Below are 22166 nucleotides of genomic sequence, written 5' to 3' on the forward strand. Positions count from 1 at the left end.
CAACTCCAGTTTCCGCCGTGGTAGCGGCGATGGGCGGCAAGAGCAAGCGGGGCGGCGTCAAATAGGCTGGCGCGGTTTCAGCTGGCGAGGATCTGGTAACAGACCTTGGCGTGGCCCGAACGGATCATGCCGATCTCCGAGGCGGCCGCCTTGGACAGATCCAGCACCCTGCCACGGATGAACGGGCCGCGATCATTGATGCGCACGATGACGCTCTTGCCGTTGCGGGAGTTGGTGACCTTGATCTTGGTGCCGAAGCGCAACGTCTTGTGCGCGGCCGTGAGCTTGGCCGGGTTCATGCGCTCGCCCGAAGCGGTTTTCGATGTGAGCGCGTACCACGATGCCCCGCCGCAGCCGGCAGCTTCGGCGCTGGATGCGAAGGCAACGGGCGCAGCGATGATGAGTGCGGCGAGAGCCGCAGTAGAGGACTTGATAGACATGGTGACCCCTCAGTGCTGATGTCCAGTTTCTTCCGACAGGTCTGTCTATTGGGACGAAAGATGGCGAAAAAGGGCCATGTCCAGCCCCGAATATTTCGCAAAGATATTCGAATGAGTTTACATAGAATGCTGTCTATATTGATGAAATCGCAGGCGCGTCCTGATAATGCCTTTAGAATCAGTGCTTTTCTTGAAAACTTGACAAGCGTGGAATTTTCGGTCGCGGACAGCCAAAAAGCTGAAAAAAAGTTGCGTCTAGACCGAAAAGACTACGCCAAAGCCCATTTGTTGCGAGGCGATATCGCGCATAAGTTGCGGAAAATTGACGAAACTTTGGCGAGCATTGGCCTCTGCCGGTAACCTCCCGTTAACCACTCCGGCCTTGTCAGCCCCGCCAGTCGTCATCTGCCCACATTTGTGCCAGCGACATGCGGTAGTCGGGGTAGCGAAAGGCAAAGCCGAGGGAGCGGATTCTGGCGCTCGAGACGCGCTTGTTTTCGCCGTAGAAGGAGCGCGCCATGGCAGAGAGTTCGGCCGTCTCGAAGGGGATCTCCGGCGGCATTTCGGCCCCCATCAGCCGGGCAGCCTCGGCCACCACGTCCTGCGGCGGCCCCGGTTCGTGATCGGTGATGTTGAACACCCCGCCATGCCCTTTTTCGGCCAGGAAGAGGGCGGCCGCGCCGATATCCTCGACGCGGATGCGATTGAACACCTGGTCCTTCTTGACGAGCCGCCGCGCGGTGCCTTCGGCGACGTTGCGAAGCGCGTTGCGCCCGGGCCCGTAGATGCCGGCGAGCCGGAGCACGGAGACGGGGATGCCGCTCGTCCCGGAAAAGGAAAGCCACTTGCCCTCGGCCTCCATCCGCTCCACCGAGCGCGCCGAGACCGGATGGATCGGCGTGTCCTCGTCCACCCAGCCGCCCTTGTGGTCGCCATAGACGCCGACGGTGGACAGGTAGCCCGCCCATCGCAGGTGCGGCATGAGATCGGCAATCGGGGCCGCGCCGTCGCGAAAGAGCGGGTCGCCGCTCTTGCCCGGCGCGATCGATTGCACGAGATGCGTCGCCTGTCGCATCGCTCCCCGCAGGGCATCGGAGATGGTCTCACCGTCATAGAGGATCGCCTCGATGCCGCGTGCGGCAAGCGCGTCCGCCTTCTCCTGCGAGCGCGTCGTGCCGGCGACCGCATAGCCGGCCCCGCGGAACGTTTCGGCGATCGCCCGGCCGGAAAAGCCGGCCCCCAGAACCAACAGCCGCATCAGGCAACCTCCATCGCAATGTCATATTCCGCCCGCACCTCGGCGTCGGGTTCCCGCGCAGCACCGCGGGCGAAGGCCTGGAAATCGGCCTTCTCCATCAGCCTCGACAGCGCCCACACAGCCATGCCGCGCACGGTCGGCGAGGGGTCGCCGGCAAGCCGCAGGCAGATCGGCACGAGCCCGGCCTCGCCGCTGTTTCCGGCCGCGATCAGCACGTTGCGCACGAACCGGTCACGGCCGATCCGCTTGACCGGCGAGCCGGAGAAATGCGCACGGAAGGCCGCGTCGTCGAGCTCGAGCAGGTCCGCGATCGGCGGCTCCCGCAGATCGTCGCGGGCATGGAACTTCATTTCGGCGGCGGTGGCTGCGAACTTGTTCCAGGGACAGGCGGCAAGGCAGTCGTCGCAGCCATAGATGCGGTTGCCGATCAGCGGGCGCAGGGCGGGATCGATCGGTCCCTTGTGCTCGATTGTCAGATAGGAGATGCAGCGCCGCGCATCGATCCTGTAGGGCGCCGGGAAGGCGTCGGTCGGGCAGGCGTCGAGGCAGGCCCGGCAGGTGCCGCAATGGTCGCGCTCCGGCGCGTCCGCGCCGAGGTCGGCGGTGGTGAACAGGCTGCCGAGGAAGAGCCAGGAGCCGAATTCGCGGCTGACGATATTGGTGTGCTTGCCCTGCCAGCCGAGGCCCGCCTGCATCGCCAGCGGCTTCTCCATCACCGGCGCCGTGTCGACGAAGACCTTCACGTTCGCGCCGGCGCGCGCGGCAAAGCGGGTGGCGATCTCCTTCAGCCGGCCCTTGATGACGTCGTGGTAGTCGCGGTTGCGCGCATAGACCGAGATCGCCGCACGGTCGCGCTTGGCAAGCACCGCGCGCGGATCCTCGTCCGGCCCGTAGTTCATGCCGAACAGCACGATCGAGCGGACCTCGCTCCACAGCACGCGCGGATCGCCGCGGCGCGCCCGCGTCTCTTCCATCCATTCCATGGTGCCGTGGCAGCCGGCGGCGAGAAACGCCTGCAGCCGCGCCGGTGCCTCGGGGATCGCGTCGGGGTGTGTCACCCGGCAGGCGTCGAACCCCTTGTCGCGCGCCTCCGAAAGCAGGAACGCCCTGAGCTTCTCCCGCTGCCGTTCGCTTCGCTTCTCGGTGTCGTCGGCGACGGACATGGCTTCCGCCTCAGAAGTCGAGGTCCGCATAGTGCGAGACCGGGGTGACGCCGCGCACGCGCTCGGCCAGGAGCGGCCGGAACGCGGGACGCGACTTGATGCGCTGGTACCAGTCCTTCGCTTGCGGCGCGTCCTGCCAGCTGATCTCGCCGAGATAGTCCAGCACCGAGATGGAGGCCGCAGCGGCGAGGTCTGCATAGCTCAGCCGGTCGCCGGCGAGATAGGTGCGCGACCCGGCAAGCCAGGAGAGATACTTCATGTGCTGGCGGATATTGGCGCGCGAATTGCGCAGGATCTTGCTGTCCGGCGGTCCGCCGCCCTGGTCCGGCGTCATCTGCAGCTTGAAGATACGTTCGCGCACCAGCGGCCGGGTGACGTCCTGCTCCATCTTCTGCAAAAACCACTCGACGAGGCGGCGGATCTCCGCGCGCTGGAACGGGTCCTCGGCCAGAAGCCGCCGGTCGCGCTTCAGGACGCCATGGGTCTCGTCGACATATTCGGAAATGACGGTCGCCCCGCAGAGCGCCCGCATGCTGTCGTCGACATAGACGGGCAGGGCGCCGGCCGGGTTCAGCGCCAGGAAGTCGCGCCGGTTCTCCCAGGGCTGCTCCTCGGCAAGGTCGGTCTGGTAGCCGTATTCGCTCAGGATCAGGCGGACGAAGCGCGAGGCGGAGGACATCGGGTGATGATAGAGGGTCGGCATTGAGGCGCTTTTCTTCAAGTGATTGTCGGAGGAAGTGGGATCGGCCGCCGGCCGGAAATGCGGATTGCGCTTTTCACGACTCCTGACACAAAGCTATAGGAAGATGGCAAGGCAAAAACAAGCGAATCGGTTCGTGATGTTCCCTCCCAACATCACCTCTTCAAGGATTTTCAATGGCCGACCAGTCGATTGTCAGCGCCCTCGTACTCGGAGTGATCGAGGGCCTGACCGAGTTCATCCCCGTGTCTTCTACGGCGCACATCCTCCTTGCCGGACACTTTCTGGGCTTCAAGTCCCCCGGCAATACCTTCCCCGTCCTGATCCAGCTCGGTGCCATCCTGGCGATTCTCGCCGTCTATACCGGCAAGCTCATCGCGATTGCCCGCGCGTTGCCGACCAGCGCTGACGCCCGCCGTTTCGTGCTGAGCGTGCTGCTGGCCTTCCTGCCCGCCGCCGTCATCGGCGTCTTCGCCCACGACTTCATCAAGACCGTGCTGTTCGAAACGCCGCAACTGATCTGCGTCGTCCTGATCGTGGGCGGCATCATCCTCTATGTCATCGATCGGCTGCCGCTGAAGCCCCGCTACAAGGACGTCATGGACTATCCGCCGTCGCTCGCCTTCAAGATCGGCCTGTTCCAGTGCCTGGCGATGATCCCCGGCACCTCGCGCTCGGGCGCCACCATCGCCGGCGCCCTCCTGATGGGGACCGACAAGCGCTCGGCCGCCGAGTTCTCCTTCTTCCTCGCCATGCCGACGATGCTTGGGGCCTTCACCCTCGATCTCTACAAGAACCGCGATGCGCTCAGCATGGACGATGGCCTCATCATCGGCGTGGGCTTCATCGCCGCCTTCTTTGCCGCCCTGATCGTCGTGCGCTCGCTTCTGGATTTCGTGTCGCGCCGCGGCTTTGCGCCGTTCGCCATCTGGCGAATCGTCGTCGGTATCGCGGGCCTCATCGGTCTCGCGATCTGGGGCTGAAAAGGCTCAGGCGAAGACCTCGACGACAAACGGAGGCCGGGCGGAAACGTCCGGCCTTTCCGTTTGCGGCAAAGGGTTAGCGGGCGACCGAGGAGGTGGTGCAGGGATCGACGCCATAGGCCGGCGCGCAGCCATGCTTCCCGGCGGCAACCGTGCCGGGCGCAATGAACGAGCCCGCCAGGATCACTAGCGCTGCGCAGCCGAAGAAGAGTGCAATTGCCTTGCCCATGTCTATGAAGTCCCTGAGGAAGAAGTCTGCGCCGGTCAGCCGGTGCGGCCCTGTCGCGCGAGGCGGTGTGTATTAGCCGCCCTGGGAAACATCAATAAGCCGACATGCTGAATCCCGCGTAAATGGCGCGCTGATTTTTCTCACTGCGGCACAACTGCAACGCTCCGCTTCGGGGGCGTCTGCCGGCGCTCGCTGCCGGCCATGCAGCCGGTGGCGGGGGCGGGCCGAAAGCATGCCCGCGAAGCCGCGGCCATCGGTGAACGGACGGCCCCGGTCGTGTCTGGTCCGGTATTGAAGAACGCCCGGCGCCGGTGCGTCGGGCGGTGGAGAGAGTGAGCCTGTCCGCTCAGGCCGTGCCGCGGGTGAACTGGCCCTGCGGGCGGTAGCGCACGAGGTAGGACGGCAGGATCGCTTCGGCGAGCGCCGGCGTGATCCCGAGCGCCTGGATCGTGCGGCCGTCCTTCTTGGCCTCGTCGGAGACGATGTTGTCCGAGCGCAGCAGCTTGACCTGGTCCGGCGTCAGCGGCGGATCGACGAAGGGGACGAGCGAGGCCAGCGAGCCGATCAGGGAGGCGACGCCGAAGGGCAGGGACATCAGCGCCCGCTTGCGGTCGATCACATCCAGCATCAACTCGAGACACTGGCGGAAGGACAGGATTTCCGGGCCGCCGAGTTCGTAGGTCGCGCCCCCCACGGCCTGGCCGTCGACGGCGCGGGCCACCGCTTCGGCCACGTCGGTCACGTAGACCGGCTGGAACTTGGTGTGGCCGCCGCCGACCAGCGGCAGGGCGGGCGCAAAGCGCGACATGTTGGCGAACTTGTTGAAGAAGCCGTCTTCCGGCCCGAAGATGATCGAGGGACGCAGGATTACCGCCTCGGGCAGGACCTGCCGGATGCCGGCCTCGCCGCGGCCCTTGGAGCGGGCATAGTCGGAAGCCGAGTTCACGTCGGCGCCGATCGCCGAGATATGCGTCAGCGTGGCGCCGCGGGCGCGCGCCGCCTCTGCCACGGCGCGGGCGCCGAAGTCCTGCACCGCGTCGAAGCGGTTGCGGCCCTTCTCGAACAGGATGCCGACGCAATTGACCACATGGTCGGCGTCATGGACGGCGCGCTCGATGCTGTTGCGGTAACGCAGGTTCGCCTGCACGAAGGAGATCTGGCCCAGCCCGCCGATCGGCTGCAGGAAACCCGCCAGGTCCGGCCGCCGCACGGCGACCCGGATGCGGTATCCGCGCTTCGCCAGGGCCCTTACCACATGTCGGCCGACAAAACCGGAGCCGCCGAACACGGTGACCTGTGGCGGAAGGTTGGAGAGGGTCATGCGGGATGCTCCTGGAAAAGGCGAAGGTGGGTGAGGCCTACATAGCCCAAAGATCCGGGCAGGTGAAGGCTTCTCCTGCGCGCAACGCGTCGCATCGGCGAAGGCCTCAGGACAGCCCCGTCAGACGCCCTCGACCACCACCATCTCCGCGTCGGCGACTTCCTGGCGGATGGCGGCGGCGATCTGGTATTCCGGCGAATTGTAGCAGTCGACCGCCGCCTGCAGCGACGGGAACTCGATGACGACGTTGCGGGCGCGGACCGGGCCTTCCAGCTTCTGGAACGCACCGCCGCGCGCCAGGAAGGTCGCGCCGTATTTCTCGAAGGCCGGCTTCGCCGCCGTGACATAGTCCTTGTAACGCTCGGCATCGCGAACGTCGACGCGCGCGATCCAGTATCCCTTGGCCATGCTGTCCTCCTCGGTCTGTCTATGCCTTCAGCGTGTCTGCCATCTCGGCCAGGATCGCCTCTGCGGCGGCTCGCGGATCGGCCGCCTTGACGATCGGCCGCGCCACGACGAGGTGGCTCGACCCCGCCTTCAGCGCCTGCGCCGGCGTCATCACCCGCTTCTGGTCGCCCTTGTCGGCGCCGGCCGGCCGGATGCCGGGCGTCACGATCGCCATGTCCGCTCCGACGATGCCGCGCACCGCGGCTGCCTCCTCGGCCGAGCAGACGATGCCGCCCATGCCGGCGGCGCGCGCCTGTTCGGCCCGGCGCAGCACCAGCCTGTGCGGATCTGTCTGGTAACCGGCCTCGATCAGGTCCTCCGCGTCCATGGAGGTCAGCACGGTGACCCCGAGCAGGCAGAGACCGGAGCCCCTGGCTGCTTCCACCGCCGCCCGCATCGCCTTCGGATAGGCGTGCAGCGTCAGCATCGACATCCCCATCCTGGCGATGTTCTCGACGCCCTTCGCCACCGTGTTGTCGATGTCGAGCAGTTTCATGTCGAGGAAGACCTTCTTGCCTTCCTGCGCGAGGTCGCGGGCGAACTCCAGTCCGCCGGCAAAGACCAGTTGGTATCCGATCTTGTAGAAGAGCACGCTGTCGCCGAGCGCGCGAACCTTCTCCTCGGCCTCGGTCACCGTCGGCACGTCCAGTCCGACGATCAGATGTTCGCGTGCTTCCATGCTCAGATCCCCCGCCACGTTTCCATGGTCGTCCAGTCGCATGTGACGGTGCGATCTTCAAGCCGGAAGGCGAAAAGATTGCCGCCGCTTCCGGGCTGGTCGTGGCTGCGCGAGATCGCCACCCCCTTCAGGTGGCATTTGAGCAGCGTTCCGACCCCGCCATGGCCGACGACGGCGATGGGTTGCGTCGGGTCTTGCGCTTTCAGGATGGCTTCGACCGCGGTGACGATCCGCGCCTGGGCGTCGACCGCCCGTTCCCAGCCGCGAAAGCTCTCCGTCGGATGCGCGAAGAACCAGTCGGCCGCCTCCTGGAAACGGTCGGGTGGCAGGAAGCCCGTAGCGCTGCGATCGTTCTCGCCCATGCCGTCTAGGATCTCGACCTCGACACCGGCGGCGCGCGCCAGGATTTCCGCGGTCTCGACCGCCTTCACCTCGTCGCTGGAGACGATGCGCCGCAGCGCGCGGACCCAGGCCGATTGCGCCGCATGCTCCACACGCTCGCGTCCGATGTCGGAAAGTCCCCATTGCGGAACCGGCACGTCCGGCTCGATCCGGACCTGCGGGTGGGTGACGTAGAGGGCAAACATCGCGGCAGCCCTAGTGGGTCTTGCGGTAGGTCCAGAGCTGCGCCGGTGGAATGTTGCGCACGACGAAGTCGAGATGGCTGATCTGGTACCGGTCGGGCATCGCGGTCACCGGCGACACCGGCCCGTAGGAGATCTGCACGACCGGACGGCCGGCCGGGATGCGCCGTAGAAGATCCTCGATCAGGGCCACGCGGCGATGCATCGGGAAGTTCAGCAGCGGAACCGCCGAGATGACGCTGTCGAACTGGACGTCCTTCAGCGGCCCGAGCGTATTGTCGAGATCGAAGGCGTCGCCATTGATGAAGTGCACGCCCTCGAAGCGCTCGACGAGGTGGTTGTAGAAATCGGTGGAGTATTCGACCGAGACGATCTTGTCCGGCGCCATGCCCGCCTCGAGGATCGCCTTGGTGATGGCGCCGGTGCCGGGGCCGAGTTCGAGGACGGGACGGTGTGACTGCGGATCGATGACGCTCGCCATCCGGCGCGCCGTCACAGAAGAGGTCGGAATGATGGAGCCGACTGCACGCGTGTTACTGATCCAGCCTTTGAAGAAGCGGATCTCCTCGTCAAACTTCCTGCCGAGCCGTTCCTTCACCTTCACACGCAAACCCATGTCGTCCCCCGGTGTGGCCGTCAGGTGAACCGCTCCGGCGCCCGTGCGGACCGGATCCCTGAACCGTGTCTATTCCATGGCACACTATGTGTAGCCGTTTGCGTCAAAAACAAGTCTGTTCACGCCAGATCAACAGCTTGTCGGCAGAATGCAAAACGGCGGGCCATCCGACCCGCCGCCACCAGACCAAGCCTGATCTCGACCCTGGACAGACTCTAAACCCGCATCGGCATCAGCACGTAGAGCGCGTCGTCGCCTGCAAGGTCACGCACCAGCGTCGGCGAACCGGGGTCGGCCAGCATGAACACCGCCTCCTCGCCGGAAAGCTGGGCGGTGATGTCGAGAAGGTACTTTGCGTTGAAGCCGATCTCCAGCGGATCGCTTTCGTAGCCGACCGGCAGTTCTTCCGTGGCGCTTCCGGAATCGGGATTGTTGACCGTCAGCGTCATCTGGCCCTCGGAGAGCGCCAGCTTTACCGCCCGACCGCGTTCGGAGGAAATGGTGGAGACGCGGTCGACGGCCTGGGCGAAGGACTGGCAATCGATCTTCAGTTCCTTGTCGTTGCCGGCGGGGATGACGCGCTGGTAGTCGGGGAAGGTGCCGTCGATCAGCTTCGAGGTCAGCACCACCGAGCCGATGGTGAAGCGGATCTTCGCGTCCGATACTTCCACGGCGACGACGAGGTCGGGATTGTCGACCAGTTTCTGCAACTCGCCCACGGTCTTGCGCGGGATGATGATGCCGGGCATGCCCTCCGAACCGGACGGCGCCTCGACGTCGGCGCGTGCCAGGCGGTGGCCGTCGGTCGCCACCGCGCGGAGCTTCAATTTGCCGTCGCTCTCGATCGTGTGCACGAAGATGCCGTTCAGGTAGTAGCGCGTCTCTTCCGTGGAGATGGCGAACTGCGTGCGGTCGATCAGCATCTTCAGATCGGTCGCCTTCAGCTTGAAGGTATGGCTGAAGCTGCCGGCGGTGAGATCGGGGAAGTCGGACTGCGGCAGGCACTGCAGCGAGAACTTCGAGCGCCCGGAAGCAACCGTCATGGAGCCGCCATCCGGCGTGTTGGCCAGAAGCACTTCGGAGCCGTCCGGCAGCTTGCGCACGATGTCGTAGAGGAGGTGGGCGGGAACCGTCGTCGCGCCGGCCTGCTCCACCTGGGCCGGCGTCGCCTCGGTGATCTCGAGGTCCAGGTCGGTCGCCTTCATCTCGAGGCTGCCCGCATCGGCGCGCAGGAGCACGTTCGAAAGGATCGGGATCGTGTTGCGCCGTTCGACCACGCGATGGACATGGTTCAGCGACTTCAGGAGGTTGGACCGTTCGATGGTGATGCGCATTGGAGTACCGCTTTCGACCGCTCTGCCCGCCGGCTGCGCCGGCGCGGCGTCTTCTTGTTTGCCGGCTGGCGCCGGAAGGATGTGGACGGGCAAATTGGCAGATTTAGCCTCCGGAATGCAAGAGGCATGGCGATCGCGGCAGGGGATAGCGCACCCCGTCGGCGCGTCCGCGCCCTTGCGGCTCGTCCTGACCTCTATCATAAGGAGACGGAGGCCGCCCCGACATCCGGAGGTGCCAGCAGGAACGTAGCCCCGCAATGCACGAACAACCGCAAAGGGAGGCAGCACCGGCTGCCCGCCACTACCGCGTCCACGGCGCGCTCGTCGCCGCGCGCCCGCTCGAGCCGTCGCTCTATCTCGTCGCAACCCCGATCGGCAATCTCGGCGACATCACGCTCAGGGCGCTGGAAACGCTCGCCGGCGCCGACGTGCTCGCCTGCGAGGATACCCGCGTCACCCGCGTGCTGCTCGATCGCTACGGCATCGACACCCGTCCCCATGCCTATCACGAGCACAATGCCGACGAGGTCGGCCCGAAGCTCGTTGCGGCGCTCGATGAGGGCAGGTCCGTGGCGCTCGTCTCCGATGCCGGCACGCCGCTCGTTTCCGATCCCGGCTATCGCCTCGGCCAGTTGGCACTCGCCGCCGGCCACCGGGTCGTTCCGATCCCCGGCGCCTCGGCGCCGCTCGCAGCGCTCGTCGGGTCCGGCCTGCCGAACGACGCCTTCCTCTTCGCAGGCTTCCTGCCGACGAAGGACAAGGCCCGCCGCGACCGGCTGGGCGAACTCTCCACGGTGCCGGCGACGCTGGTCTTCTTCGAGAGCCCGCATCGCATCGGCGCCACGCTTGCGGCCGCGGCCGACGTGCTGGGCGCCGATCGCCCCGCCGCCGTCTGCCGCGAGCTTACAAAGACCTTCGAGGAATTCCGTCGCGGCACTCTCGCCGAGCTGGCGGCGCACTATGCGGCAAACCCGCAGGTCAAGGGAGAGATCGTCCTCGTCGTCGGGCCGCCGACGGAGCGTGCGCCGCCGGAAGCGGCGGACGTCGACGCAATTCTGTCGCTGCTGATACGCGACATGTCCGCGGGGAAGGCCGCGACGGAGGCGGCCCGCCAGACCGGCATGCCCCGGCGCGAACTCTACCAGCGCCTGCTCGAACTGAAGGCGGGCGATGGCGACTGAGGCGGAAAAGAAGCTTCGCCGAAAGGCCTTTCGTCGCGGCCACCGCGCCGAACTCGTCGCTGCCCTCTATCTGATCGTCAGGCGTTACCGCATCCTGGCCATCCGCTACCGCACCAAGGTCGGCGAGATCGACATCATCGCCCGCAAGGGCGATCTCGTCGCCTGCATCGAGGTCAAGGCGCGCGCCAGCGAGGAGGGGGCCGTCTTCGCCGTTACCGGCACGGCCCAGCACCGCATCCGCGCGGCAAGCGACGTCTGGCTCGCACGGCAGCCGGATGCCCATCGCCTCTCGATCCGCTACGACATCGTCGCCGTCCTCCCCTGGCGCCTGCCGCGACACCTTCCCGACGCCTTCTGAGGCGTAAAAGGAAAGCGAAACGAACGTCATGTGAATTGTAACCGTGCTGCCATGAAACTGTTACGCGCCCGTCATGGTGGCGCAATAGGCACTCGCACACCGATGTAACCGGTGGAGAGGATCCTTCCATGATCAAGCAGTTTTCCCTCGCAGCAGTCTCGATCGCCCTGACCGCGACCTCGTCGCTCGCCGCGACCAACATTTCCTGGTGGCACGGCATGGCCGGCCGCAACGGCGAGGTCATCAACGAGGTGGCCCAGAAGTTCAATGCCTCGCAGACCGCCTGCGCGCTGACGCCGGTCTCCAAGGGCACCTATGAGGAGGCGCTGGCCTCCGGCATCGCCGCCTTCCGTTCCGGCGAACAGCCGAACATCCTGCAGGTCTTCGATGCCGGTGCGGCCACCATCATCAACGCCAAGGGCGCCGTTGTCCCCGCCGAGGATCTGATCAAGGAAGCCGGTTACGAGTTCGACCGCAACGCCTTCATCGAGGGCGTGCGCTACTTCTACGCTGACAGCGACGGCAAGTTCGTCGGCATGCCCTTCAACTCGTCCGCGCCGATCATGTACATCAACGACGAGGCGCTGAAGAAGGCCGGCGTCGCAGCACCCAAGACCTGGGAAGAGTTCGAGGCGGCGGCCCCCAAGCTGAAGGAAGCCGGCTTCATCCCGCTCGTCCAGTCGCAGCTGACCTGGCAGTTCACCGAGAACTTCTTCTCGCGCAACAACATCCAGTTCGCCACCAACAACAACGGCTATGACAGCGTCGCCGACACCCAGCTGAAGGTCACCGACCCGAACCTCGTCATGATGTTCGACAAGCTGAAGTCCTGGGCCGACCAGGGCTACTTCGCCTATTACGGCGCCGGCTGGAACGACAACCAGAAGCCGTTCGAGGAAAACAAGGTTGCCCTTTGGATCGGCTCGTCCGGCTCCTTCGGCGGCCTGCAGAAGACGGCGCAGATGCCGTTCTCGGCCGACTTCCTGCCCTACTGGGGTTCGATCTCGGGCGCCGGCACCAATTCCTTCATCGGCGGTGCGGCCCTCTTCGCCATGGCCGGAAAGCCGGCCGAGGAAAACAAGTGCGTGGCCGACTTCTTCCAGTTCCTGACCTCGCCGGAAATCCAGAAGTTCTACCACCAGGCCACCGGCTACGTCGCCATCACCACGGCCGCCTATGAACTGACCAAGTCGGAAGGCTACTACGACAAGACCCCTGTCGCCGAAGTCGGCATCAAGCAGCTGATGCTACCGGCCGGCGAATGGTCGAAGGGCTACCGCCTCGGCTTCTACCCGCAGATCCGCGAGATCATGGAGCGCGAATACGGCCGCATCTTCTCCGGCGAAACGTCGGTAAAGGACGCCTTCGACACCATCGAGCGCGAAGGCAACGAACTCCTCGCCCGCTTCGCCAAGACGGCGGGATGATTGGGACTGGGACTGGCTGGGGGCGGTGAAGCGATCGCTGTTCGCCGCCCCTCATCCGGCCTGCCGGCCACCTTCTCCCCGCGAGCGGGGAGAAGGATCCTCGCCGCAGCGTTTCCATCCCCCTCTCCCCGCTCGCGGGGAGAGGGCCGGGGTGAGGGGCAATCACCAATGAGGGTGAGGGGCTCTCAGAACGCCCGAATGACCGTGGCCCCATCCGCTCGAAGGTTCTCCCATGAAGCGCGTCCAGTTCTCCTCGCCGCTGCTGCCTTACCTGTTCCTGGCGCCGCAGCTCGCGGTCATCGTCATCTTCTTCTACTGGCCGTCGGTGCGGGCGATCCAGTCTTCCTTCTATCTGGAGGACCCCTTCGGCTTCGGCTCGACCTTCGTGGGCTTCGACAACTACATCGGCACGCTGCTCAATCCCGAATATCTCGCCATCGCCCGCTTCACGGCGATCTTCACCGCACTCGTCACCTTCTTCTCGCTGGCACTCGGCCTGCTGCTCGCCGTCAAGGCCGATGCGGTGATCCGCGGAAATGCCACCTACAAGACGCTTTTGATCTCCGTCTACGCCATCGCCCCGCCGGTCGCGGGCCTGATCGGCATGATGTTCTTCGACCAGCACATCGGCCCCTTCGTCAAGATCGCCGCCTTCTTCGGCTGGGAGATGAAGGTGGGGCTGAGCTACTTCGACACCGCCTTCGCCATGATCGTCGTCGCCGTCTGGAAGCAGATTCCCTACAATTTCATCTTCTTCCTGTCCGGCCTGCAGGGGCTGCCCGCGTCGGTACGCGAGGCGGCCGCGATCGACTGCCGCTCCGGCGTCAAGCGCTTCTGGACCGTCATCTTCCCGCTTCTGGCGCCGACCGCCTTCTTCCTCCTGATCATCAACGTCACCTATGCGCTGTTCGACACCTTCGGCGTCATCGACGTGATGGTGAAGGACAAGGCGGCCAACAACCCGATCACGCTGGTCTACAAGGTCTACATGGACGGCTTCCGCGGCAACGACATCGGCGGCTCCTCCGCCCAGTCGGTGATCCTGATGATCGTCGTCTTCGTGCTCACCGTGCTGCAGTTCCGCTTCATCGAGCGGCGCATCCACTACACCTGAGGCGTCCATGCACAGAACCCGCATCCTCGACCATGCCGTCCTGATCCTCGGCGCCCTGTTCCTGACGCTGCCGGTAGTGGTCGCCTTCATGACCTCGTCGCACGAGGCCGCCGCGATCCATTCGAAGGGGCTGATGCTCTCCCCCGGCGGGCACTTCGTCGATACCTACGAGAAAGTCCTGACCCGGCAGGGCGGCTTCACCGGCCAGGTCACCGGCGCGCGGATGATGATGAATTCCTTCATCCTCGGCGTCGGCTTCGCCCTCGGCAAGATCGTCCTCTCCATGCTCGCCGCCTATGCGATCGTCTATTTCCGCTTCCGCTTTGCGACGCTCGCCTTCTGGGTGATCTTCACCACGCTGCTCCTGCCGCTCGAGGTGCGCATCATGCCCTCCTACGAGGTCATGAGCGGCCTCGGCCTGATCAACACCTATACCGGCCTGATCGTGCCGCTGCTGGCATCCGCCACCGGTACCTTCTATTTCCGCCAGTTCTTCAAGTCGGTGCCCGAGGAACTTCTGGAGGCCGCCCGCATCGATGGCGCCGGGCCGTTCAAGTTCTTCATAGACGTGCTGGTGCCGCTGTCGAAGACGATGATCGCGGCGATCTTCATCATCATGTTCGTCTATGGCTGGAACCAGTATCTCTGGCCGATGCTGATGACCACGGACGAGCGCTTCTTCACCCTGATGCGCGGCATCAAACAGATCCTCCAGGTCTGGATCGGCTCGCAGATCCCCGACTACAACGAGGCCTTCGCGCTTGCCGTGCTGGCCATGCTTCCGCCCGTCCTCGTCGTGGTGGTCTTCCAGAGCTGGTTCATCAAGGGCCTCACAGAGAGCGACAAGTAAGCAAGCGACAAGTAAGGAAACGTCGATGGCAACGATCGAGATCGACAAGGTATCGAAGATCTATCACGGCGGCGTGCCGGCGGTGAGCGAGGTCGACATTCAGATCGACGACGGCGAGTTCATCGTCCTTGTCGGCCCGTCCGGCTGCGGCAAGTCCACCCTGCTGCGCATGGTCGCCGGGCTGGAGACGATCTCGTCCGGCACGGTGAAAATCGGTGGCCGCGTCGTCAACGACGTCGAGCCGGCCGACCGCGACATCGCCATGGTGTTCCAGAACTACGCGCTCTATCCGCACATGAGCGTGCGCGAGAACCTCGCCTACGGGCTGAAGAACCGGCGCACGCCGAAGAATGAGATCGAGGCCCGCGTCGCCGAAGCCGCCCGCATGCTGGAGCTCGGGCCCTATCTCGACCGCAAGCCGCGCGCGCTCTCCGGCGGCCAGCGCCAGCGCGTCGCCATGGGCCGGGCCATCGTCCGCCATCCCTCGGCCTTCCTCTTCGACGAGCCGCTCTCCAACCTCGACGCCAAGCTGCGCGTTTCCATGCGCGGCGAGATCAAGCGCCTGCAGCGCCGCGTCGGCACCACCTCGCTCTATGTCACCCACGACCAGCTCGAGGCGATGACGCTGGCCGACCGGCTCGTCGTCCTGAACGGTGGCCGCATCGAGCAGATCGGCCGGCCGCTCGACGTCTACCACGCCCCCGCCTCGACCTTCGTCGCAAGCTTCATCGGCTCGCCGGCGATGAACCTCGTGCAGGGCGAACTGCACGGCAGCAGGCTCGCGATCGGCCCGGCGCTGGTCGATCTCGGCCAGACGGTGCCGACCCAGGGCGCCGTGACCGTCGGCTTCCGCGCCGAAGACCTGCAGCCGGTGGTGACCGGCGGCACCGCTGCCCACGCCGGCACCCTGCCGCTCCGCGTCGATTACGTCGAGGAGCTGGGCTCGCAGCGCCTCGTCCACGGCACGGTCGGCGACCAGGCCGTCACCGTCGCGCTTTCGTCGGACGCGCCGCTGCCCGGCGAGATGCAGGTCGCGGTCCCGCTCGGCCGGCTGCATTTCTTCGATGCCGGGACCGGACGCCGTCTCGCCTGGTCATCTGTCGAGCCGCACCGCACCACCACGGCCGCCGACCTTCTGGAGACCGCCCGATGATCCGCGCGACCGTTCCGACCCTCGCGGGGCCCCCCGAGGACATTCGCCTGCAGGTCGCCACCCTGCCGCGCACGATCGCCGCCCATGACGAGAAGATGGCGGACCTGCCCTCCATGAACGCGATCGAGACGGGCGGGAACGCAGCGTCGGCCGGTCCGCTCGCCTTCCCGTTCGAGGTTGCCGCCTGGAACCTGGAACGCTGCCTGTTTCCCGAGGCGACCGCGGGCCTGCTGCGGCGGGCGACGTCGGCGCCCGTCGTGCTCGTCTCGGAGATGGACGACGGCATGGCCCGGACAGGGCAGCGCAACACCACCGCCGATCTCGCCGGCCTTCTCGGCATGGCCTATGCCTACGGCGTCGAATTCCTGGAACTCGGCCTCGGCTCGGCCACCGAGCGCGCGTTCTGCAAGGATGACTTCAACCTTCACGGCTTCCACGGCAACGGCCTGATGGCGGCCATTCCGCTGGCGCAGCCCTTCATGCTGCGTCTCGAAGGCGAAAGGCTCTGGTTCATCGACGGCGGCGACCAGCCGCGACTTGGCGAGCGCATGGCGATCGGCGCCGTGATCGAGACGGAAGCGGGCCCCATCGTCACCGTCTCCGTCCATCTCGAAAGCGCCACAACCGCCGCCTACCGCGAACGCCAGGCGACAGGCCTCATTGGTGCGCTGGACGAGGCCTTCCCGGGCCTGCCGGTGCTGATCGGCGGCGATCTCAACACCGGCAACCACGCTGGCGGCGATTTCGAGGCCGAGGGCCTGTTCCGGCAGGCGGCCGCGCGCGGCTTCTCCCGCCATGGCGGCCCGCTGGACCGGATGACCACGCGTCCGAGCCTGATCACCCGCTGGCCGGAACGGGCGATGAAGCTCGACTGGTTCCTCGCCCGCGGCCTCGTCGTCGGCGAGACCCGCATCGTCCCCTCGCTGGACGACACCGGTCGCCCGCTCTCCGACCACGACCTGATCGTCTGCCGCATCGAGGGGCTGGAATAGGCGCCTGTCCCGAAAGAACCACGGTCGCTAGAATTTTAGCGTTCGCATGAACCGGCCTCGAACCTTCTTCCCCTATGTAACCGGGGATGACGGAGAGGGGACTTCGATGGTTCTGAAACTGATGCTGGCCAGCGCGATCGGCATGGCGGTGCGGACGATCCCGGCAAGGGCGCTGCCGGCGCAACCGCTGATCGCTGCCTCCATGGACGAGATGGAAATGGCGGACGCGCCGATCGAGCCGTCCTGGGTCCTCGAAGGAGAACCACGCGCGCGTCTCGCCCTTCATTCGCGCGGCCATGACGATCAGTCGACCACCGCGATCTGGGACTGCACGGCCGGCACCTTCCGCTGGTACTTCGGCTGGGACGAGACGGTGATGATCCTGGAAGGCGAGGTGCATGTCACGACCGAGAACGGCACCGAGCGCACACTCCGTGCTGGCGACATCGCCTATTTCGCCGGCAAGACCTGGGCCACCTGGCGCGTCGACAGCTATGTCCGCAAGATCGCCTTCTGCCGCAAGCAGTTCCCGGCCCCGGTGGCGATGCTTCTGAAGGTTCGCGACCTGATGCGTGCCGGTAGTGCCCGCGGCGGCCTGGCCGCCTGATCCTCCGGAATGAAAGCGTTCCTTGACGGCGGTGCATGCGCGCCGCCCGTTGCCTTTGCCGGGCGACGGTCCTAAATGTGACCGGCACTCCGTGAGGGACTATCCATGGCAAAGATCAAGAACGTCGCAGTCCAGATGGACCACGTGTCCACCGTCAATATCGCAGGCGATTCCACCTTCGCCATGAGCCTCGAGGCCCAGGCCCGCGGCTACAACCTCTTCCACTACACGCCCGACAGGCTCAGCCTGCGCGACGGCACGGTCTTTGCGACCGTCGAGCCGATGACGCTGCGCGAGGTGAAGGGCGATCACTATGAGCTCGGCACCCCTGAGCGGATCGACCTGTCGACGATGGACGTGGTGCTGCTGCGGCAGGATCCGCCCTTCGACATGGCCTATATCACCTCCACCCACATGCTGGAGCGCATCCATCCGAAGACGCTGGTGGTCAACGACCCGGCCTGGGTGCGCAACTCACCGGAGAAGATCTTCGTCACCGAATTCGCCGACCTGATGCCGGAGACGCTGATCACCCGCGATCCGGGTGAGATCCGCCGCTTCCGCGAGGAGATGGGCGACATCATCCTGAAGCCGCTCTACGGCAACGGCGGCGCCGGCGTCTTCCATTCCACCCGCGACGACCGCAACCTGTCCTCGCTGCTCGAGATGTTCGGCCAGATGTTCCGCGAACCCTTCATCGCGCAGGCCTACCTGCCCGACGTCCGCAAGGGCGACAAGCGCATCATTCTCGTCGACGGCGAGCCGGTCGGCGCGATCAACCGCGTTCCCGCCGAGCATGATAGCCGCTCCAACATGCATGTCGGCGGCCGTGCCGAACCGACCGAACTGACGAAGCGCGAGGAGGAGATCTGCGCGCGCATCGGCCCGGCATTGAAGGAGCGCGGCTTCCTGCTCGTCGGCATCGACGTCATCGGCGACTACATGACCGAGATCAACGTCACCTCGCCGACCGGCATCCGCGAGGTGAAGAGGTTCGGCGGCGCCGACATCGCAAGCCTGCTTTGGGACGCGATCGAGAAGAAGCGCCAATAGCGGAAGCGACGCCCGCCCCGACAAGGCGGTAGCCGCGTGGGGTGCCGCGCGGCTGACCAGCGGCTCTTTGGCAGGCTATTTCTGGCAGGCCATGCAGCGGAAGGTGGAGCGGCCGGACTGGACGATGCGGTTGACCGTGCCGCCGCAGCCCGGCGTGCGGCAGGCCTCGCCCTCGCGGTCGTAGACGGAAAACGAATGCTGGAAATAGCCGAGCGAGCCGTCGGCGCGGATATGGTCGCGCAGCGTCGATCCGCCGGCCTCGATCGCATCGGCGATCACCGCGCGGATCGCATCCGTCAGCGTCAGCAGTTCGCGCCGTGGCTTGCCTGCCGCCGTCACCAGCGTCCCCGCCGCCCGTTCGGGCGAAAGATGCGCCCGCCATAGCGCCTCGCAGACATAGATGTTGCCAAGCCCGGCAATGGTCTTCTGGTCGAGCAGGGCCGCCTTCAACGGCTGGCTGCGGCCCCGCAGCCTTGCCGCGAGGTAGGCTGCATCGAGCGCGTTGCCGGTCGGTTCGATGCCGAGTTCGCGCAGGTAGGGATGTTCGGAAAGCCCCTCACGCCGGGCGAGGTCCATGAAGCCGAACCGGCGCGGATCGTTGTAGATGACGCGCTGCGGCCCGCCGGCCGTTTCGAGATGCAGCACGACATGGTCGTGCCGTTCGTTCTTGCCGCGCGGCACATGGAATTCGCCGGGCACGGTCTCGTCCTGCGGTCCCGCGACACGGAAGGAGCCGGACATGCCGAGATGGGCGATGACCACGTCGCCGCCGTCGAGATCGATCAGCAGGTACTTTGCCCGCCGCCCAAGCGAGATCACCCTGCGACCGGCCAGCGCCTCGGCGAAACCGGCGGGGAAGGGGAAGCGCAGGTCCGGCCGGCGCAACTCGGCGCGCGCGATGACAGCGCCCTCCATCACCGGCGCCAGCCCGCGCCTGACCGTCTCCACTTCCGGCAATTCCGGCATCGCATGCTCCTGAAGCGATTTAACCCTGCGACGCATTTGCCGCCGCTTCGCAATTCCCTATCGCCGATCTTTATCCTATATACCAGCCCGACGATGCCGCGGGACGACCGGCCCGGTGGAGCGCAACAGTGGAGACGGACATGAGCGATCGGGAACGCACCTCGGCGGATGGCGGCATGGAAACCTCCTACGGCTTCCGGCAGGTGGCCGAGGGCGAGAAGCAGGCGCTCGTCAACGACGTCTTCCACAAGGTCGCCAAGCGCTACGACATCATGAACGACATCATGTCCGCAGGCCTCCACCGCGCCTGGAAGGATGCGATGATCGCAGCCCTCAACCCGCGCAAGGAAGCGTCCTACCGCGTCCTTGACGTCGCCGGCGGAACGGGTGACATCGCCTTCCGCATCGTCGAGGCGTCGGACCGCCTCGCCCATGCCACAGTGCTCGACATCAACGGCTCGATGCTCGCCGTCGGCGCCGACCGCGCGGCGAAGAAGGGGTTGGCCGCCAATCTCGATTTCGTCGAGGCGAACGCCGAGGAACTGCCGTTCGAGAACAATTCCTTCGATGCCTACACGATCGCCTTCGGCATCCGCAACGTGCCGCGCATCGACGTGGCGCTGTCGGAGGCCTATCGCGTGCTGAAGCGCGGCGGCCGGCTGCTCGTGCTCGAATTCTCCGAGGTCGAGGTGCCGCTGCTCGACCGGTTCTATGACACCTGGTCGTTCAAGGCGATCCCGCAGTTCGGCAAGATGGTGACCGGCGAAGCCGAACCCTACCAGTACCTGGTCGAATCGATCCGCAAGTTCCCCAACCAGGCCGACTTCGCCGAAATGATCCGTGCGGCCGGCTTCTCCCGCGTCAGCTTCACCAACTATACCGGCGGCATCGCCGCCCTGCATTCCGGCTGGAAGCTCTGAGGCATGCCGCAGACCGCTGACAGGCTCCCGCTCGCCCGAATGAAGACGTGCCCCGCTGCCGGGGGTCCTGCAGCGCACGGCCGCTTCCGCGGTGACGCCGCATGAGCAATCTGACGGCCTATTTCCGCCTTGCCCGCGTCGGCTGGGTGCTCGTACGCGAAGGCGTCGTTACGGAATTGCCGCTGCAGGAACTTCCGGCTTCCGCACGCTTCCTCGCGCGCGTTGCCGGCCTGTTCGCCCGCCGGCGCAAGCCCGGCGAGGGCCGCAGCGCCCGGCTTGCGCATGCGATCGAGCGGCTCGGCCCCTCCTACGTCAAGATGGGCCAGTTCCTCGCCACTCGTCCCGACGTGGTCGGCGTTGCTATCGCCGATGATCTGTCCGCCCTGCAGGACCGCATGGCCACCTTTCCGATGGCAGAGGCGAAGGCCACCGTCGAGGGCTCGCTCGGCCGTTCGGTCAGCGATCTCTATGTAAGTTTTGACGAACCGATCGCGGCCGCCTCCATCGCCCAGGTCCATCCTGCCGTCGTCCGCGACAGGGACGGCGAGCGCCGTGTCGCCGTCAAGGTGATCCGCCCGGGCGTGCGCCAGCGCTTCGTCCACGACCTGCAGGCCATGTATGCCGCTTCGCACCTGCAGGAGCGCCTCCTGCCGCACACCCGTCGGCTGAAGCCGGTCGAGGTGACGCGCACGCTGGAGCAGACCACCAAGGTCGAGATGGACCTGCGTCTCGAGGCCGCCGCCCTGTCGGAACTCGGCGAGAACACCGCCGATGACCCCGGCTTCCGCGTGCCGAAGGTCGACTGGGAGCGCACCGGCCGCGACGTTGTCACCATGGAGTGGATCGACGGCGTCAAGATGTCGGACATCGAGGGCCTGCGCGCCGCGGGTCACGACCTGAACGCGCTCGCCGACAGCCTGATCCAGTCCTTCCTGCGCCATACGCTGCGCGACGGCTTCTTCCATGCCGACATGCACCAGGGCAATCTCTTCGTCGATCCGCAAGGACACATCGTCGCCGTCGACATGGGCATCGTCGGAAGGCTGGGGCGCAAGGAGCGCCGCTTCCTGGCGGAGATCCTGTTCGGCTTCATCACCCGCGACTACGTGCGCGTGGCGAACGTCCACTTCGAAGCCGGCTACGTGCCTTCGCATCACGACGTCGCCAGCTTCGCCCAGGCGATCCGCGCCATCGGCGAGCCGATCCACGGGCAGCCTGCCGAGACGATCTCGATGGCCAAGCTTCTGACGCTGCTGTTCGAGGTCACCGAACTGTTCGACATGGAGACGCGGACCGAGCTGGTGATGCTGCAGAAGACCATGGTCGTGGTCGAGGGCGTGGCGCGCACGCTGAACCCGCGCTTCAACATGTGGAAGGCGTCCGAGCCCGTTGTCGGCGGCTGGATCCGCGACAATCTCGGGCCGAAGCGCATCCTCGCCGACCTGCGCGAGGGGGCGCATGCTGCCCTTCGGCTCGCCGAGGCCGCTCCCGAGATCGCCGCGAAAGCCGAGAAGCTGTCCCTCGACCTCGCCGCCATGGCCGACAAGGGCTTCCGTTTCGACGAGGCCACCGCGGAGGCGATCGGCAAGTCGGAGGCCCGCCACGGCCGCGCCGGCCGTCTCGCACTGTGGGTGATCGCGGCGGCGCTCGTCTATATCGCCTGGGCGGTCAGTTGATACCACGGGCGCAAGCCCGTTTGCGTTTCGTTTACCATGCCGGTTCGTCGAATATTAACGTCCTGCCCGCAACGTCCATGCTGCACTGCAGCACAAATCTGCCGCCATCGCGTGG

The 22166-nt window shown here is 65.9% G+C and carries 25 protein-coding genes; 13 read left to right on the top strand and 12 right to left on the bottom strand.

Annotated elements, in window-relative coordinates; genetic code table 11:
* Nucleotides 1-77 precede the first annotated feature (77 nt).
* Nucleotides 78-440, bottom strand: a complete 363-nt coding sequence (locus OCK02_RS09930) for a septal ring lytic transglycosylase RlpA family protein (protein ID WP_230808983.1) — start codon at nt 438-440, stop codon at nt 78-80.
* 60 nt (nt 441-500) lie between these two features.
* Here OCK02_RS09930 and OCK02_RS09935 point away from each other — a divergent pair, with 60 nt between their 5' ends.
* Nucleotides 501-800, top strand: coding sequence for a hypothetical protein (locus OCK02_RS09935; RefSeq protein WP_263812915.1), 300 nt, complete (start codon nt 501-503; stop codon nt 798-800).
* A 25-nt stretch (nt 801-825) separates the two neighbouring features.
* Here OCK02_RS09935 and OCK02_RS09940 read toward each other — a convergent pair whose 3' ends face one another.
* The 3 genes from OCK02_RS09940 to OCK02_RS09950 are packed head-to-tail and all read right to left on the bottom strand — an operon-like array spanning nt 826 to nt 3564.
* Nucleotides 826-1698, bottom strand: coding sequence for an SDR family oxidoreductase (locus OCK02_RS09940; RefSeq protein WP_263812916.1), 873 nt, complete (start codon nt 1696-1698; stop codon nt 826-828).
* Nucleotides 1698-2861: a tRNA epoxyqueuosine(34) reductase QueG gene (queG, locus tag OCK02_RS09945; RefSeq protein WP_263812917.1), complete on the bottom strand. Its 1164-nt coding sequence runs from the start codon at nt 2859-2861 to the stop codon at nt 1698-1700. The genes OCK02_RS09940 and queG overlap by 1 nt, the downstream gene beginning before the upstream one ends.
* 10 nt (nt 2862-2871) lie before the next feature.
* Nucleotides 2872-3564, bottom strand: coding sequence for a glutathione S-transferase family protein (locus tag OCK02_RS09950; protein ID WP_230808986.1), 693 nt, complete (start codon nt 3562-3564; stop codon nt 2872-2874).
* A 173-nt stretch (nt 3565-3737) separates the two neighbouring features.
* Here OCK02_RS09950 and OCK02_RS09955 point away from each other — a divergent pair, with 173 nt between their 5' ends.
* Entirely contained in the window at nt 3738-4544 is an 807-nt protein-coding gene (locus OCK02_RS09955) for an undecaprenyl-diphosphate phosphatase (RefSeq protein WP_230808987.1), read from the top strand.
* A gap of 76 nt (nt 4545-4620) precedes the next feature.
* Here the strand turns inward: OCK02_RS09955 and OCK02_RS09960 are convergent, their stop codons facing one another.
* The 7 genes from OCK02_RS09960 to dnaN form a co-directional block, all read right to left on the bottom strand.
* Nucleotides 4621-4773 carry a hypothetical protein gene (locus tag OCK02_RS09960; RefSeq protein WP_230808988.1) on the bottom strand — a complete coding sequence of 51 codons (153 nt, stop codon included), beginning with the start codon at nt 4771-4773 and terminating at the stop codon, nt 4621-4623.
* Between the two features lie 346 nt (nt 4774-5119).
* Nucleotides 5120-6094: a complex I NDUFA9 subunit family protein gene (locus tag OCK02_RS09965; protein ID WP_263812918.1), complete on the bottom strand. Its 975-nt coding sequence runs from the start codon at nt 6092-6094 to the stop codon at nt 5120-5122.
* Nucleotides 6095-6214: 120 nt separating this feature from the next.
* The gene (locus OCK02_RS09970; protein ID WP_263812919.1) at nt 6215-6502 is read right to left on the bottom strand and encodes a DUF1330 domain-containing protein; all 288 of its coding nucleotides are present in this window, start codon (nt 6500-6502) and stop codon (nt 6215-6217) included.
* A gap of 19 nt (nt 6503-6521) precedes the next feature.
* On the bottom strand, nt 6522-7220 hold the full coding sequence (pyrF, locus tag OCK02_RS09975) for an orotidine-5'-phosphate decarboxylase (RefSeq protein WP_263812921.1): 699 nt from the start codon (nt 7218-7220) through the stop codon (nt 6522-6524).
* 2 nt (nt 7221-7222) lie between these two features.
* Entirely contained in the window at nt 7223-7807 is a 585-nt protein-coding gene (locus OCK02_RS09980) for a histidine phosphatase family protein (protein WP_263812922.1), read from the bottom strand.
* A gap of 10 nt (nt 7808-7817) precedes the next feature.
* The gene (gene pmtA / locus OCK02_RS09985) at nt 7818-8420 is read right to left on the bottom strand and encodes a phospholipid N-methyltransferase PmtA (protein WP_230808993.1); all 603 of its coding nucleotides are present in this window, start codon (nt 8418-8420) and stop codon (nt 7818-7820) included.
* Between the two features lie 215 nt (nt 8421-8635).
* Nucleotides 8636-9754, bottom strand: a complete 1119-nt coding sequence (dnaN, locus tag OCK02_RS09990) for a DNA polymerase III subunit beta (RefSeq protein ID WP_263812923.1) — start codon at nt 9752-9754, stop codon at nt 8636-8638.
* Between the two features lie 257 nt (nt 9755-10011).
* On the opposite strand from dnaN, the gene rsmI reads away from it, so the two are divergent.
* The 9 genes from rsmI to gshB all read left to right on the top strand — a co-directional run bounded on the left by rsmI (nt 10012) and on the right by gshB (nt 18489).
* Nucleotides 10012-10935, top strand: a complete 924-nt coding sequence (gene rsmI, locus OCK02_RS09995; RefSeq protein ID WP_263812924.1) for a 16S rRNA (cytidine(1402)-2'-O)-methyltransferase — start codon at nt 10012-10014, stop codon at nt 10933-10935.
* Nucleotides 10925-11293, top strand: a complete 369-nt coding sequence (locus OCK02_RS10000; protein ID WP_263812925.1) for a YraN family protein — start codon at nt 10925-10927, stop codon at nt 11291-11293. The genes rsmI and OCK02_RS10000 overlap by 11 nt, the downstream gene beginning before the upstream one ends.
* A gap of 128 nt (nt 11294-11421) precedes the next feature.
* Entirely contained in the window at nt 11422-12720 is a 1299-nt protein-coding gene (locus OCK02_RS10005; RefSeq protein ID WP_263812926.1) for an extracellular solute-binding protein, read from the top strand.
* 232 nt (nt 12721-12952) lie between these two features.
* Nucleotides 12953-13834: an ABC transporter permease subunit gene (locus OCK02_RS10010; RefSeq protein ID WP_263812927.1), complete on the top strand. Its 882-nt coding sequence runs from the start codon at nt 12953-12955 to the stop codon at nt 13832-13834.
* Between the two features lie 7 nt (nt 13835-13841).
* Entirely contained in the window at nt 13842-14684 is an 843-nt protein-coding gene (ugpE, locus tag OCK02_RS10015; RefSeq protein ID WP_230808999.1) for a sn-glycerol-3-phosphate ABC transporter permease UgpE, read from the top strand.
* 25 nt (nt 14685-14709) lie between these two features.
* Complete coding sequence (locus tag OCK02_RS10020) at nt 14710-15837, top strand: sn-glycerol-3-phosphate import ATP-binding protein UgpC (protein ID WP_263812928.1); 1128 nt, start codon at nt 14710-14712, stop codon at nt 15835-15837.
* Entirely contained in the window at nt 15834-16829 is a 996-nt protein-coding gene (locus OCK02_RS10025; RefSeq protein ID WP_263812929.1) for an endonuclease/exonuclease/phosphatase family protein, read from the top strand. The genes OCK02_RS10020 and OCK02_RS10025 overlap by 4 nt, the downstream gene beginning before the upstream one ends.
* A gap of 106 nt (nt 16830-16935) precedes the next feature.
* A complete protein-coding gene (locus OCK02_RS10030; RefSeq protein ID WP_263812930.1) occupies nt 16936-17436 on the top strand; it encodes a cupin domain-containing protein in 501 nt (166 codons plus the stop codon).
* A gap of 105 nt (nt 17437-17541) precedes the next feature.
* Nucleotides 17542-18489: a glutathione synthase gene (gene gshB / locus OCK02_RS10035; protein WP_263812931.1), complete on the top strand. Its 948-nt coding sequence runs from the start codon at nt 17542-17544 to the stop codon at nt 18487-18489.
* A gap of 75 nt (nt 18490-18564) precedes the next feature.
* Here gshB and mutM read toward each other — a convergent pair whose 3' ends face one another.
* Nucleotides 18565-19455, bottom strand: coding sequence for a bifunctional DNA-formamidopyrimidine glycosylase/DNA-(apurinic or apyrimidinic site) lyase (gene mutM, locus OCK02_RS10040; protein WP_263812932.1), 891 nt, complete (start codon nt 19453-19455; stop codon nt 18565-18567).
* 140 nt (nt 19456-19595) lie between these two features.
* On the opposite strand from mutM, the gene ubiE reads away from it, so the two are divergent.
* Both ubiE and ubiB read left to right on the top strand, forming a co-directional pair.
* Entirely contained in the window at nt 19596-20375 is a 780-nt protein-coding gene (gene ubiE / locus OCK02_RS10045) for a bifunctional demethylmenaquinone methyltransferase/2-methoxy-6-polyprenyl-1,4-benzoquinol methylase UbiE (RefSeq protein ID WP_230809005.1), read from the top strand.
* Nucleotides 20376-20476: 101 nt separating this feature from the next.
* Nucleotides 20477-22051, top strand: a complete 1575-nt coding sequence (gene ubiB, locus OCK02_RS10050) for a 2-polyprenylphenol 6-hydroxylase (protein ID WP_263812933.1) — start codon at nt 20477-20479, stop codon at nt 22049-22051.
* Nucleotides 22052-22166 lie beyond the last annotated feature (115 nt).

The organism is Rhizobium sp. TRM96647, assembly GCF_025780115.1.
Classification (GTDB): Bacteria; Pseudomonadota; Alphaproteobacteria; order Rhizobiales; family Rhizobiaceae; genus Mycoplana.